Source organism: Phyllobacterium sp., from assembly GCF_037994405.1.
Taxonomy (GTDB): Bacteria; Pseudomonadota; Alphaproteobacteria; order Rhizobiales; family Rhizobiaceae; genus Phyllobacterium.
In genome coordinates, this window is the sequence record NZ_JBBNAN010000173.1 from 1 (window position 1) to 14380 (window position 14380).

A 14380-nucleotide genomic window follows, 5' to 3' on the forward strand; every position below is an offset into this window, starting at 1 on the left:
CGAAAACGCACCGCACGTGGCCATCTCGGTTGTCTGAACCCCCGACGCTGCGCCGAGTTCAAGGACTGTCGCATTCTCGCGAAGGGCACCGGCTGTTTTCAGGATATGGCACACCTTGCCGACGCCGCTCTGCGGCAAGACATCAAGGGCAATAGCGTCCCGGGAATTGTTCAGTTCAGACCATGTGGCATCTCTTAGGGATATGAAGGGGACAAGTTCCGCAAACAGCTGAATTCGGGCGGCCAGAAAGCCACCTATCCGTCCTAATAAAGTTGCAAGCAAGTTTGGTCAGCGCGCAAACCCCACGCGCTGAAAATAAGACATTGAAATAAATCCAGTTCAAAAGAATGCAAAAATCACGAAATATGCTCGATGCCAACCTGCAGGTTCAATGCAGTCAAACTGCTTTGGCGCGATAGATCCAAGTGATTTGGCCAGCTCAGGCTGGTTTTGCCAATCAGCACGACTGGCGCCGTGGCTGCAGTTACCTCGTCTGCCCTGATATTGCGCGGGAAACGATAGTATATTCAAAGCTATAATAGACATTATGCATTCATAGGATGAATAATGAACGTTAAAACTATAGCGAAAACTCGATTTAATCCAATATGTCTAGTAAAATAGTATGGTATCGCAGTTTGCGCTTGCTGAAATCGCCATTCCACCCTTATGATTCCGTTTCCGGGAACCCCCGGCAGTGCAACGCAGAGAGTGAGGAGACAGGAATGCCTGGTTTGCTGCACCCACTTCATGAGGGCCACGCGCCCATCATATTGCATAACGCCTTTCAGGATGCGATTGACGCCTTGGAGGATTGGGAACTCGGCGACGACGAACCCGTGATTGGCGTCAATGACAGGCAGGTTGCAATCAGCACCGTGTTCCGGCGGCTGTGGACCTGCACGGATATCCTTCCGTCACGCACACTGGATGTCGTCGAAGATTTGTTGCCGTTGCGTTCAGCCGAGTTCAAGGCAGGGACTTCAACCTATGCCGATGCTGCCCATAGTCTTTGGCAATTGTGCCTGCAAAAGCGCGCCGCCAGCTATGAAATAAACCAGTAAGGTGTAAACGAGTTTGCATCAATCACCCGCCGGCCGCAAAACCGGCGGGTGATTGCTTTGCGGCCTCAGTCGCCGTTCTTCGCCAGCCAGGCTTTCATCTGTTTGATTTCGCCTTCCTGTGCAGCGATGATTCCCTCGGCCAGTTTGCGGATTTCCGCATCCTTGCCGTATTCGAGTTCGACCTTCGCCATATCGATCGCGCCCTGGTGATGCGCGATCATCCCACGCACGAAATCCTTGTCCGCATTGCCGGTGAAGGCAATCGACATGTCCTTGTGCATTTTCGCGTTGGCTGCGGCGAATGCCTTGGACGATGCACTCTGGTCGCCGGCCGGCGCCATGGCTTCGTGTTTCATCATTTTGTGGGACGTATGGTCCTGTGCCAGGGCGGGCGAGACGAAAGCAATGGCGCAGATCAATGCTGCGCTGTGAAGCAGTTTCATTTTCATTGTCTTGAACTTTCCATGGGTCAGTCAATCGGCGCAGGCTAAGACCCGGTCACCTGCGCATTGGAACGAAATGGAGCGATCATTCAAAGACTGGGAGGCCGTGGAAGCGGAGCGTTGGAGCGCGCAACGAGCGGCAGTTCCTTGCCGCGCGGGATAATCATTCGGGCTTGTCCTGAGAGCAAAATAAGAGGAGCCACTGCGGGAACGCCGATACAGGCCGCGCATACTGCGGGGTGCTGCTGCTTGGCATCTTGAGGACAATGCTGCTGCTTTCCGGCACATCCGCTTGCATGATGGACATGGATCGGCGCTGGCGAAGTGCCCGCGGCGGTATCGTGCATATTCATTTCCGCAGCCAGACGCGCAGGTGCTGCAAACACCGGAACCCAGCCGATGCCAAGCGCCGCCAGAAGCACGAGGACTGCAACCAACCTGTTCATTGCGCCTTCATAGCAAGTCCAGCAAATAAATCGAAATCAACTTGTATTTATGCCGCTCAGGCGGCTTTTGCCGCCGCCAGCGCATTTTCGATATCGGCGATGAGATCCGCTGTGTCTTCGAGGCCGATCTGGAGGCGGATGAGCGGGCCGGCATAGTTCTGGCTGGTGATGACCCGCCCGCCGAGATGTACATGCAGTGCCAGACTCTCATAACCGCCCCAGGAATAACCAAGGCCAAATATCCTCAGTGCATTCAGGAATGCGTGTGCCTGCTTTGTCCCGCCATTGATCACGATCGAGAATACGCCGCCCGCGCCGCCGAAATCGCGTTTCCACAGGGCATGGCCGGCATGGCTCTCAAGCCCCGGATGCAGCACCTCGACAACGCCCTCCTGGCTCTCCAGCCATTTGGCGATTTCGAGTGCATTCTGGGCGTGCCGTTCCATCCGCAGTCCCATGGTACGCAGGCCGCGCAGGATCTGATAGGCATCATCGCCGCTCACGCAGAGGCCAAGCGCCGTATAGGCTGCGTCGAGCTTCTTGAAGCATTTCTCGTTAGCGGAGATCGTTCCCATCAGGATATCCGAATGACCGGAGGGATATTTGGTCGCCGCGTGGATCGAAATATCGACGCCGTAGTCGAGGGCCTTGAAGTAGATCGGTGTCGCCCAGGTATTGTCCATCATGACGACCGCACCCGCGGCATGCGCCTTTTCGACAATGGCGGGAATATCCTGAACTTCGAATGTGTTGGATCCAGGCGATTCTGTGAAAACGACGCGCGTATTTTGCTTGATCAGCTTTTCGATATCGGCGCCAACCAGAGGATCGTAATATTCGACCTCTACGCCGAACTGTTTCAGCATCGTGTTGCAGAAGTGCCTTGTATTGCCATAGCAGCAGTCGACCATCAAAAGGTGATCGCCTGGTACGAGGAAGGCGAGGAGCGGAACTGTCACTGCGACGAGGCCTGATGGAACGAGGAGCGTTCCAGCCGACCCTTCCAACTCGTCGATTGCGCGGCACAGCGCGTCGGTCGTTGGCGTGCCGTGCGTGGCATAGGTGTATTTCTGCTTGTGGCTCGCCATCGTTTCGGCATCGGGGAACAGCACCGTCGATGCGTGCACGACCGGCGGGTTGACGAAACCATGATAGTCGCGGGGATCATACCCTCCATGAGCAAGCCTGGTGTTGATGCCCAGTTTCGCCGTCTTGCCCGGTTGCTTATCCATGAGATCGTCTCCACATCTTGTATGCTTTGGTAGAAGTCGATAATGCGACGGCGTGCCTGTTGCAACAGGGGAGCTTGCTTGCTGACACGGAATGGGAAGATGACCGGGAAGATTCATGACCAGCAATCGGCTATGCAACGTGCCGGTCTATCGGTCGTTCGCTTTTTGCGGCGCATGAAGGCCCCCGCATATCCCGGTACCCCGCCGGCATGGACCGGTGGCATGTCCATGGCCGCCGTCCTGATCTTCTTCTTTATTCTGCTGCTCCATCCCTATGACGCCTATTTGTCCCGAACATTATCGTCCTATGGACCGCTTAGCGGTGCGCGCCGTCTTACCGATATCGGTCTGTCGCAATGGTACCTTATTCCAGCCTTTGCCATCGGCGTGTGCTTGATCGGCATCGACTGGCGAAATCTTACTCAGGCAAGGCGTTTGCGATTCGGGCTGGTTTATGCGCAGGCGACATTTGCCTTTTGGGCAATTGCGCTCTCCGGAATCCTGACGAACATCGCAAAATTCCTCATTGGACGCGCGCGTCCGAAATTCGTCGATACACTGGGCGCCAACAGTTTTTCGCCCCTCGAGGCGGGATACAATTTTGCCAGTTTTCCATCCGGTCATTCCACGACCATGGGCGCGGTCGGAGCCGTCCTTGCGCTGTGGTTTCCGCGCTGGCGCGTGCCGATCATTCTGGCAACAATGTTCATTGCCTTCACGCGCATTATAGCGCGCGCGCACTATCCGACCGACGTCGCCGCCGGCTATAGCATTGGTTTTCTGTTTACAATTGCGCTGGCCAGATTTCTGGCGGGACGCCGTTCGGCGTTCCTGTGCGAGGAGGGCCGATTCTGGCCAATCTTGCGTTTTCGTGACCGCATTTGGCAGCGAAATACGGATTTGAACAAGAAATAAGCGGTAATTTGTCGAATGTGCAGCCCGAAGTTGCTTGCTGCTTTAATATTGAGCAAAGATTGTCCCTTGACCAAAGAGGCAGAATGGCCTTCGATGCAAGAGTGAATGGGAGAGGTATTGGACCCTTTTTGGGGTAGGGGGATACCCGCCAATATCGTGTTTTTCCTCTCTGGGAACTACGGGCAACAACCAAAGGGTACATTTGTGATGAAAAATCTTGTTTTGAAGGGCACGCTCGCTGCCTCGGCGCTGATTCTTTTGGCGACCGCAGCTTCTGCTGGAACGCTTGACGACGTCAAGAAGAAGGGATTCCTGCAATGCGGCGTCAACACCGGTCTCGCCGGCTTCGCTTCGCCGAACGACAAAGGCGAATGGTCAGGCTTTGACGTTGACTATTGCCGCGCTGTTGCCGGCGCCATCTTTGGCGATGGAACCAAGGTAAAATTCACACCGCTGTCGGCGAAGGATCGTCTTCCCGCCCTTCAGTCCGGTGAAATTGATGTACTGATCCGCAACACCACCTGGACGCTCAGCCGCGACACGCAAGGGTTCGACTTTACCGGCGTCAACTACTACGACGGCCAGGGATTCATGATCAATTCGAAGAAGCTGTCGGGCATCAATTCCGCGCTCCAGCTGTCTGGCGCATCGGTTTGCGTACAGGCCGGTACTACGACCGAGTTGAACCTCGCCGACTACTTCAAGGCGAACAAGATGGAATACAATCCAGTCGTGTTCGAGAAGCTTGAAGAGGTCAACGCGGCCTATGATTCCGGACGTTGCGACGTCTACACCACCGACCAGTCGGGCCTTTACTCAATCCGCCTGACCCTTTCTGCACCTGACGATCACGTCGTTCTGCCAGAAATCATCTCCAAGGAACCGCTTGGACCTGCCGTTCGCCAGGGAGATAGCCAATGGGCCGACGTCATCCGCTGGACTCATTACGCCCTGCTGACCGCTGAAGAACTTGGCATCACCAAAGCCAATGTGGAAGAACTGGTCAAAAGCGACAGCCCGGAAATCAAGCGTGTTCTCGGCCAGGAAGCCAATACAAAGCTTGGAACAGACCTTGGCCTGACCAATGATTGGGTTGTTAACATCGTCAAGGCCGTCGGGAACTACGGTGAAGTCTTCGAGAACAATATTGGTTCCGGAAGCAAGCTCAAGATTGCACGTGGCATCAATGCTCAATGGAGCAAGGGCGGCCTGCAATACGCAATGCCGATCCGCTGATTGCGGTCGTTTTGAAATCGGGTGAGGGGGCTCATGCCTCCTCCTCCAAAACATAATAAAAATAATAAGAACAAACGTTTAAAAAGAAACGAGGGGTCAATGGCATCGCAGGACATTACGCCTGTCGGCAGAGATAGCGCATCACTTCTATACGATCCGAAAATACGCGGTTACGTTTTCCAGATCGTGGCAATTCTTGTGATCGCAGGTTTCGGCTACTGGATCGTCAACAATACAATAGCCAATCTTCAGCGCGCACACCTTGCGTCTGGTTTCGGTTTTCTCGACGGGCGCTCTGGCTTTGACATAAGCAGCAGTCCCTACCTTACCTATTCGAGTGACTCGACCTACCTGACGGCGTTGTGGGTCGGTATTCTCAACACATTGACAGTGGCCGTCGTCGGCATCATTACGGCCACAATCATCGGATTCATCGTCGGCGTGGGCCGACTCTCGCACAATTGGCTCATCCGCAAGATCTGCACGGTCTATGTCGAGGTTTTCCGCAATATCCCGCCGCTGCTGGTCATTTTCTTCTGGTATTCCGGCGTTCTGTCGGTTCTGCCGCAGGCAAGGCAGAGCATTCCGTTGCCGCTGCATACATATCTGAACAATCGCGGTTTCTTCTTCCCCGCGCCCATTTTTGGTGAAGGGGCATGGCTGGCAGCCGTTGGCCTTCTGGTCGGTATTGTCGGGACATTTCTTGTTCGGCGCTGGGCCTATAAGCGGCAGATGGCAACGGGCCAGCAATTCCCTGTCGGCTGGACGGCGCTGGCACTGATTATCGGCCTGCCGATTCTTGCTTTGGCAATCAAAGGTTTTCCGCTGACATTTGACCCTCCCATCCTCGGTGCGTTCAATCTGAAGGGTGGCACGGTCGTTGGCCCGGAATTCATGTCGCTTTATCTTGCCCTGTCCTTCTATACGGCGGCCTTTATCGCGGAGATCGTGCGTGCTGGTATCCGCGGCGTCGGCAAGGGCCAGAGCGAGGCGTCCCATGCGCTGGGATTGCGCGCTGGTCCAACAACGCGGCTTGTGGTCGTGCCGCAGGCGATGCGTATTATCATCCCGCCGCTGACGAGCCAGTATCTCAACCTGACCAAGAATTCGTCCCTGGCAGTGGCAATCGGCTATCCCGATCTCGTCGCAGTCGGCGGTACGATCCTCAACCAGACTAATCGTTCCATCGAAGTCGTCGCTATCTGGATGGTGGTCTATCTCAGCCTCAGCGTGCTGACATCGGTCTTCATGAACTGGTTCAATGCCAAGATGGCCCTGGTGGAGCGCTGATCATGGATAATAATCTAAGCTACGTCCGTACCGAGATGCTTCAGGGCCAGACACCGCCGCTGGCGGAACGAGGTGTGGTCAAATGGATCCGTACCAACCTCTTTGCCACGCCGGCTGACTCGGTTCTGACCATCATCGCTATCCTGCTCCTGTTGTGGTTCGTTCCGCCCATGATCAACTGGCTGTTCGTTCACGCCGCCTGGGTAGGGCCGGATCGATCTGTTTGCTCGACAGTCGCGCAAGGCGGCATTCAGCCGGAAGGGTGGTCAGGCGCTTGCTGGGCCTATGTGAATGCCAACTTCAACCAGTTCATGTATGGCCGCTATCCGGTGGATCAGCATTGGCGTGTAAACCTCGTGGCCATCCTGTTCGTGCTACTGCTTGTCCCGCTGCTCATTCCAAAGGCGCCTTACAAAGTGCCGAACGCGATCGTGTTCTTCTTCATTTTCCCGATTGTCGCGTTCGTCCTGCTGGTCGGCGGCTGGTTCGGTCTCTCCTATGTCGAGACCTCCGCGTGGGGCGGGCTGCTTGTCACCTTGGTGATTTCATTCGTCGGCATCTCCGTATCGCTGCCACTCGGGATTGCTCTTGCACTCGGGCGCCGTTCGAAGATGCCGGTCATCAAGATGCTCTGCGTCATCTTCATCGAAATGGTGCGCGGCATTCCGCTGATTACAGTGCTGTTCATGGCCAGCTACATGTTGCCGCTGTTCTTGCCGCCTGGCGTATCCTTCGACAAGTTCCTGCGGGCGCTGATCGGTGTGGCGCTATTCGCATCGGCCTACATGGCTGAGGTGGTGCGTGGCGGTCTGCAGGCAATCCCCAAGGGGCAATATGAAGGTGCCGATTCACTCGGCCTTGGCTACTGGCAGAAAACCGGACTGATTATCCTGCCGCAGGCGTTGAAGATGGTCATCCCCGGTATCGTCAACACCTTCATCGGCCTGTTCAAGGACACCAGCCTGGTCTCGATCATCAGCATGTTCGATCTGCTCGGAACGGTGCGTCAGCACTTCTCCGATGCCAATTGGGCATCTCCGCAAACCCCAATTTCCGGCCTGATATTTGCAGGCTTCGTCTTCTGGATTTTCTGTTTCGGCATGTCGCGTTATTCTATCTTCATGGAGCAGCGGCTCGATACAGGACACAAACGCTAGGGAGTACTGATATTATGACAACCGAAAACGTTGTTGACCCCAATGAAATTCACGTCGATCGCTCGCTCTTGCATGTATCCAAAACGGACGTTGCTGTCGACATCATCAACATGAACAAGTGGTATGGTGATTTCCACGTCCTGAAGGACATCAATCTCAAGGTGATGCGCGGTGAGCGTATCGTCATTGCCGGTCCATCCGGTTCGGGCAAGTCCACCATGATCCGCTGCATCAACCGCCTGGAGGAACACCAGAGCGGCAAGATCATCGTCGACGGCATCGAACTTACCAATGATCTTAAGAAGATCGACGAAGTGCGCCGTGAAGTCGGCATGGTGTTCCAGCACTTCAATCTTTTCCCGCATCTGACGATTCTCGAGAACTGCACGCTGGCGCCGATCTGGGTGCGCAAGATGCCGAAGAAGAAGGCCGACGAGGTGGCCATGCATTATCTTGAGCGCGTCAAGATTCCCGAGCAGGCCAACAAATATCCGGGCCAACTCTCCGGCGGTCAGCAGCAGCGCGTGGCGATCGCCCGTTCGCTCTGCATGAACCCGCGCATCATGCTGTTCGATGAGCCGACCTCCGCGCTTGATCCGGAAATGATCAAGGAAGTGCTGGATACGATGGTCCAGCTTGCCGAGGAAGGCATGACCATGGTCTGCGTTACCCACGAAATGGGCTTTGCCCGGCAGGTGGCGAACCGCGTGATCTTTATGGACCAGGGCCAGATCGTCGAGCAGAACGCGCCTGCGGAATTCTTCGACAATCCGCAGCATGAGCGCACCAAGCTGTTCCTCAGCCAGATACTGCACTAAAGCACATCTGCAGTGATTTCAGTATATTGCGGCGGCCCCTTGTGGCCGCCGCCTCGTTTTGATCTTCGATCCCGCGATAGCTGTGGGGTTTGATATTGCTGAGATGGGCGCGATTTTGGTTGTCCGCTACGAGTCCGAGAAAAATCTGAGGGAAACGGACGCTCGCCTCGCCGAAATTGCTCGTGAACTGAAACGCCGCGCTACCCCTGCTGAATGATCATTTCTGATCAAACGGCCCTTCGGCATCAAACCCGTAAAGCCAGTCGAAGCCCTTGACGAATTTCTCGACCGGGCGGTTCCGCAATACAATGTTGCGGGCAAGCGCCATCGGCCCCTTGGCATGGTAAGCAAGGTGGTTGAGCGCGCCGCGCCTGACGACCGCCGTAATGCGATGCGTTCGCGCACTGCTGAATGAGGCAAGTGCAGAATCCCATTTCGCGCCGTCGGTGCCGAGCGCCGCAGCAAGCGCGCAGCCGTCTTCAATTGCCATGGCCGCGCCCTGTGCAGCGTAGGGGGTCATGGCGTGGGCGGCATCGCCGATCAAGACCAGACGATCCTCGATCTTGAACCGGCATTTCTTCATCTCGAAAAGGCGCCACGGCGTCCAGGGGCGCCCCGCACGCATCATGTCGCGTATGCCCTGATGCCAGGCCGCAAACTCGCGGATGAAATTCTGGCTGATATTCTCCGGATCGATCTGCAGGTTCCAGCGTCGGCCATCTTGCCGGTCAGGTGCGACGGCAACGAAATTGATCACCTGTCCGGAACGGATCGGATAGGCAATCAGATGGGCGTTGGCTCCGGTCCAGGCGACCACGTTGGTTCCGGCGGGCAGCAGACCCTTGAACGATTCCGGCAGTTGATCGACAGAAACGGATGACCGCCACGCGATGGTGCCGGTATAGCGCGCGCGATCGGTGTCCGACATGGCCGTGCGCATATTCGACCACACGCCATCCGCTCCGACCAGCAGGGCGCCGCGATGCTCCTCGATGCGGTCGTGATATTGCACGCGCACGAGAATTCCTCCCGCATCTGCCTTGTGCTGCGTCACAGCCGATTGCAGCTGGATGGCTATGTTGGGGCGGCTGCGCGCTTGCGTGAGCAGGGCGTTTTGCAGATCGGCGCGATGGCAGACGATATAGGGCGCGCCCCAGCGTTCTTTCGCCTGATTGCCAATGGGGAAATGCAGCAGTTTCTCGCCGCTCGTACCATCCTGCAGGCAAATGGCCTGCGGCTCAACCGACGCGTATTTCAGGCGCTCAAGCACGCCGAGGCGGTCCAGCAGCCGCGTCGCGTTCGGCGAAAGCTGCAGACCCGCTCCGATTTCCGCCAGCGTTGCGCTCTTTTCGAAAATCTGGACGTCAAATCCCTTTTCGCTGAGGGCAAGGGCAAGGGTGAGGCCGGCAATGCCGGCGCCAGCAACAATGATCTGATCAGGATTGGGAATTCGCCTGTTTCGTTCTGTCTTCAGATCGATGAGGGCTGCTTTCAAGCGGCGGCCTTGTCCACATAGAGGCAGCCTTCCGGCACTGTGACGTCGGCAGCAAGCGAGGCGTCATAGCGATAAAGCGTCGAGCAATAGGGGCAGACCTTCTCATTATCGTCGCCCAGATCGAGAAACACATGTGGATGGTCGAAGGGCGGATTGGCGCCGACACACATGAATTCCTTCACGCCGATCGAAATGGTCGCATGACCAGCGCTGTTCTGGAAATGAGGGATGCTGTGTCCAGCCATATTTCGCTCCTGAAGATCTTGGCTCAACGCGCTCTTGGCGCAATTGATTTGTCTTAAAACAAAAGATGCCCAAATGGAACGCATTCTATGTCGCAGCACGCATCATCAGCACTTTATGATGGTCACTTGAAAACGCTTGCTATCAAACTGTCAAAAGACTTCACTATGGTATTTTATCGAATCCGTTTTCGGCGGAAATTATTAATCGGAGAACGATAATGAACGACCAATCGCCTGCGGTTCCGGAACCCGTCGAGAAAGTCGACCTGCCGGACCTGCACACCAGCGTCGATCGTTTCGTCAATCGCGAGTTTTCCTGGTTGCAGTTCAACCGGCGCGTGCTCGAAGAAGCGGAGAACAAGAACCAGCCGCTGCTTGAGCGCCTGCGCTTCCTGTCGATCTCGGCAGCCAACCTCGATGAATTCTTCATGGTGCGCATTGCCGGCCTTGCCGGTCAGGTCCGTGCCGGCGTTTCCGATCGCAGCGATGACGGCCGCACCCCGCAGGAACAATTGGAATTCGTGCTTGAGGAAGTCGGCAAGCTCCAGGTTGCACAGCAGCTGAGGCTGAATGAGCTGCGCGCCGAAATGCTGGGTGAAAATATTGAGATTGTCCGCCCTGACAAGTTGACCAAGGCGGAGCAGGCCTGGCTGGAAGATCACTTCCTCGAAACCATTTATCCGGTTCTGACCCCGCTCTCGATCGATCCTGCCCATCCATTTCCGTTTATCCCCAACCTTGGCTTTACGATCGCCATGCTTCTCAACCGGAGCACCGACAACCGTCCCATGACGGCTCTACTGCGCCTGCCACAGGCTTTGAAACGCTTCATCCAGATTCCGGACGAGAGCGGACATTTTCGTTTCCTGACGCTCGAAGATGCGGTCAGCCTCTTCACCGGGCGGCTGTTTCCCGGCTATGAGGTCAAGGGTGCAGGCACTTTCCGCATCATCCGCGATAGCGATATCGAAGTTGAGGAGGAGGCCGAAGATCTGGTGCGCCTGTTCGAAAGCGCGTTGAAGCGCCGGCGTCGCGGTCAGGTGATCCGCATCGAGTTCGACGATGAAATGCCGGAATCGCTGCGCAGCTTTGTCGCCACCGAACTCGGTGTTCCGGACAATCGTATCAGCGTTCTCAGCGGCCTTCTGGCACTGAACATGATTTCCGAAATCGTCAGCATTCCGCGTCCCGATCTGAAATTCGTGCCCTACAATCCGCGTTTCCCCGAACGGGTGCGCGAGCATGGCGGTGACTGCTTTGCGGCCATTCGCGAGAAAGACATCATCGTCCACCACCCCTACGAGTCCTTCGACGTCGTGGTCCAGTTCCTGCGCCAGGCAGCAGCTGACCCGGACGTGGTTGCGATCAAGCAGACGCTTTACCGGACCTCGAATGACAGCCCCATCGTGCGCGCGCTGATCGATGCGGCCGATTCCGGCAAGTCGGTGACGGCCCTGATCGAGCTGAAGGCCCGTTTCGATGAGGAGGCGAATATCCGCTGGGCCCGCGATCTGGAACGCGCCGGCGTCCAGGTGGTTTTCGGCTTCATCGAATTGAAGACCCACGCCAAGATGTCGCTCGTCGTCCGGCGCGAGGAAAACAAACTGCGCAGCTACGTGCACCTGGGGACCGGCAATTACCATCCGATCACCGCCAAGATTTATACCGACCTGTCGTTCTTCACGTGCGAACCATCGATTGGCCGCGACGTAGCGCAGATCTTCAATTTCATCACCGGCTACACGCCGCCCTCCGGGGAGATGGGTATTGCAGTTTCGCCGATTACGTTGCGACCTCGCATCCTGCACCACATTGCCGAGGAGATTGTCCACGCCAAGGCAGGCCGCCCGGCGGCCATCTGGATGAAGATGAACTCGCTGGTCGACGCGGAAATCATTGACGCGCTCTATGATGCCAGCAAGAGCGGCGTGGAAATCGATCTCGTCGTGCGCGGCATTTGCTGCCTGCGCCCGCAGGTTCCCGGCCTTTCTGACAATATTCGGGCAAAATCCATCGTCGGACGCTTCCTCGAACACAGCCGCATTTTCTGCTTCGGCAACGGCGAGGGCCTGCCGTCGGAAAAGGCGCTTGTCTATTTCGGGTCGGCCGACATGATGACACGCAATCTCGACCGCCGGGTTGAAACATTGGTTCCCATCACCAATCCAACGGTGCATCAGCAGGTTCTTTCACAGATTATGCTGGCCAACCTTCTCGACAACCAGCAGAGTTACGAGTTACTAGCAGACGGAACGTCGCGCCGGATTGCACCGGCTGACGGGGAAGAAGCTTTTAACGCACAGGAATATTTCATGACCAATCCCAGCCTGTCAGGCCGTGGCAAGTCGCTGAAATCTTCAGCACCCCGATTGATTGCGCATCGCAAGCGGTCCAAAAGAAACAAGGCTGCATGATCTCCGCCGCACAAGGGCGCGTACAGGGGCGTCAACCGGCCGCCGTCATCGATATCGGTTCGAACTCCGTGCGCTTGGTGGTCTATGAAGGGGTAAACCGGTCGCCGACCGTTCTTTTCAATGAAAAAATTCTCTGTGGCCTCGGCAAGGGGCTGGTAAAAACCAGGAAACTCAACGCGAAGGCGGTGCAAAGCGCGCTTCGCGCGTTGCGCCGCTTCCGCGCGCTGGCAGATCAGGCCGGAGCAGTCTCGCTGGATGTTCTTGCGACGGCCGCGGCGCGTGAAGCAGAAAACGGCTCGCAATTCATCAAGGAAGCCGAAGCACTCCTGAAGGAGCCGATCAAGGTCCTGTCGGGCAGGGAAGAAGCCTATTATTCGGCGCTCGGCATCATCTCCGGTTTTCACGATCCCGACGGCATCGCCGGCGACCTTGGCGGCGGCAGTCTCGAGCTGGTCGACGTCAAGGGCCGCCAGATCGGCGATGGTATCACACTGCCTCTGGGCGGCCTGCGCCTGCAGGATATGTCGGATGGCGATCTGACCGAAGCGGTCAGCATCGCCAGGAAACATTTGTCGACGGCAAAACTTCTCGCCAACGGCAGGGGCAGAACTTTCTATGCGGTCGGCGGGACCTGGCGAAATCTCGCCAAGCTGCATATGAGCGCCACGCATTATCCGCTCCATGTCATGCACCATTATGAAATCGCCTTTGAGGAGGCTCAGCGCTTCTTGAAGCTCGTTGCCGCTGGCGATCTCGATTATATGCGCGGCATCGAGGATGTTTCGAAGAACCGCCGTGCACTCTTGTCCTATGGCGCGATCGCACTTCTCGAAACGATCAAGTTGATGCGCCCGTCAAGGGTCGTGTTCTCGGCGCTCGGCGTGCGCGAAGGTTTCCTCTATTCGCTTCTGTCGGAAAGCGAGCAGCTGGAAGATCCGCTGATCTCGGCTGCAGACGAATTGGCTGTGCTTCGCGCTCGCTCGCCGGCCTATGCGCGCGAGCTTGCCGATTGGACCGGCGAGGCCTTTGCAGCGCTTGGTTATGATGAAACCGAGGACGAGAAGCGCTATCGCCGCGCCGCGTGCCTCGTTGCAGATATAAGCTGGCGCGCGCACCCGGATTATCGCGGCTCCCAGGCGTTGAACATGATCTCGAATGCCGCCTTTGTCGGCATTGACCATCCCGGCCGCGCTTATATCGCGCTGGCCAATTTCTTCCGGCACGAAGGCATTACCAACAGTGGGGCGGATCCGGAGCTTGCGGCCATCGCCAGTCCGCGACTGCTCGAATATTCGAGGATCCTGGCGGCGGTCATGCGTATCACTTATCCGTTCTCCGCTTCCATGGCAGGCGTTGTCCCGAACCTTTCCTGGAAACCGACCGCCGACGGCATCGACCTGGTTGTGCACAAATCGAAGGCCGATCTCATCGGCGACGTCCCCGAGGGCCGGCTGCAGCAGCTGGCGAGGCTGACCGGCAAGAACCTGAGGATGGTGATTGGGGCGTAGCTGCGTCGTTTCTCGCAAAAGCGAGCATATGGCCGACGAAACCAACCTCGGTCGACTTCCGCACGAAGTTACCGAGGGCGCCGGGTGGGATGGGCTTCGGAGACGTTTCGTGCTGCG

13 protein-coding genes and 1 pseudogene are annotated in these 14380 nt (G+C 56.7%); 8 read left to right on the forward strand and 6 right to left on the reverse strand.

The window, feature by feature from the left end; genetic code table 11:
• A partial coding sequence (locus AAAC48_RS10090; protein ID WP_340654053.1) for a hypothetical protein occupies window positions 1-282 on the reverse strand: 282 nt, incomplete at its 3' end.
• A gap of 443 nt (window positions 283-725) precedes the next feature.
• Between AAAC48_RS10090 and AAAC48_RS10095 the strand changes: the two genes are divergently transcribed.
• Window positions 726-1064, forward strand: coding sequence for a hypothetical protein (locus AAAC48_RS10095; protein WP_340654054.1), 339 nt, complete (start codon window positions 726-728; stop codon window positions 1062-1064).
• 65 nt (window positions 1065-1129) lie between these two features.
• Here AAAC48_RS10095 and AAAC48_RS10100 read toward each other — a convergent pair whose 3' ends face one another.
• The 3 genes from AAAC48_RS10100 to AAAC48_RS10110 all read right to left on the reverse strand — a co-directional run bounded on the left by AAAC48_RS10100 (window position 1130) and on the right by AAAC48_RS10110 (window position 3185).
• A complete protein-coding gene (locus AAAC48_RS10100) occupies window positions 1130-1513 on the reverse strand; it encodes a DUF305 domain-containing protein (protein ID WP_340654055.1) in 384 nt (127 codons plus the stop codon).
• Window positions 1514-1596: 83 nt separating this feature from the next.
• Entirely contained in the window at window positions 1597-1953 is a 357-nt protein-coding gene (locus AAAC48_RS10105; RefSeq protein ID WP_340654056.1) for a hypothetical protein, read from the reverse strand.
• Window positions 1954-2009: 56 nt separating this feature from the next.
• Window positions 2010-3185 (reverse strand): cystathionine beta-lyase, encoded by a 1176-nt coding sequence (locus tag AAAC48_RS10110; protein ID WP_340654057.1) that lies wholly within the window; start codon window positions 3183-3185, stop codon window positions 2010-2012.
• Between the two features lie 99 nt (window positions 3186-3284).
• On the opposite strand from AAAC48_RS10110, the gene AAAC48_RS10115 reads away from it, so the two are divergent.
• The 5 genes from AAAC48_RS10115 to AAAC48_RS10135 all read left to right on the forward strand — a co-directional run bounded on the left by AAAC48_RS10115 (window position 3285) and on the right by AAAC48_RS10135 (window position 8601).
• The gene (locus AAAC48_RS10115) at window positions 3285-4100 is read left to right on the forward strand and encodes a phosphatase PAP2 family protein (RefSeq protein WP_340654058.1); all 816 of its coding nucleotides are present in this window, start codon (window positions 3285-3287) and stop codon (window positions 4098-4100) included.
• A gap of 207 nt (window positions 4101-4307) precedes the next feature.
• Window positions 4308-5336 carry an amino acid ABC transporter substrate-binding protein gene (locus tag AAAC48_RS10120; RefSeq protein ID WP_340654059.1) on the forward strand — a complete coding sequence of 343 codons (1029 nt, stop codon included), beginning with the start codon at window positions 4308-4310 and terminating at the stop codon, window positions 5334-5336.
• 99 nt (window positions 5337-5435) lie between these two features.
• Window positions 5436-6626: an amino acid ABC transporter permease gene (locus tag AAAC48_RS10125; protein WP_340654060.1), complete on the forward strand. Its 1191-nt coding sequence runs from the start codon at window positions 5436-5438 to the stop codon at window positions 6624-6626.
• Between the two features lie 2 nt (window positions 6627-6628).
• The gene (locus AAAC48_RS10130) at window positions 6629-7783 is read left to right on the forward strand and encodes an amino acid ABC transporter permease (protein WP_340654061.1); all 1155 of its coding nucleotides are present in this window, start codon (window positions 6629-6631) and stop codon (window positions 7781-7783) included.
• Between the two features lie 14 nt (window positions 7784-7797).
• The gene (locus AAAC48_RS10135; RefSeq protein WP_340654062.1) at window positions 7798-8601 is read left to right on the forward strand and encodes an amino acid ABC transporter ATP-binding protein; all 804 of its coding nucleotides are present in this window, start codon (window positions 7798-7800) and stop codon (window positions 8599-8601) included.
• A gap of 217 nt (window positions 8602-8818) precedes the next feature.
• On the opposite strand, the gene AAAC48_RS10140 is transcribed toward AAAC48_RS10135, so the two are convergent.
• A complete protein-coding gene (locus tag AAAC48_RS10140; RefSeq protein WP_340654063.1) occupies window positions 8819-10096 on the reverse strand; it encodes an FAD-dependent monooxygenase in 1278 nt (425 codons plus the stop codon).
• A complete protein-coding gene (locus AAAC48_RS10145) occupies window positions 10093-10341 on the reverse strand; it encodes a zinc-finger domain-containing protein (RefSeq protein WP_340654064.1) in 249 nt (82 codons plus the stop codon). Before AAAC48_RS10145 ends, AAAC48_RS10140 begins: the two co-directional genes overlap by 4 nt.
• Window positions 10342-10622: 281 nt before the next feature.
• Here AAAC48_RS10145 and AAAC48_RS10150 point away from each other — a divergent pair.
• Window positions 10623-12755 (forward strand): annotated as a pseudogene (locus AAAC48_RS10150) (RNA degradosome polyphosphate kinase); the annotation flags it as partial.
• Window positions 12752-14263: an exopolyphosphatase gene (ppx, locus tag AAAC48_RS10155; protein ID WP_340654065.1), complete on the forward strand. Its 1512-nt coding sequence runs from the start codon at window positions 12752-12754 to the stop codon at window positions 14261-14263. The pseudogene AAAC48_RS10150 and the gene ppx, both read left to right, overlap by 4 nt.
• Window positions 14264-14380: the final 117 nt, after the last annotated feature.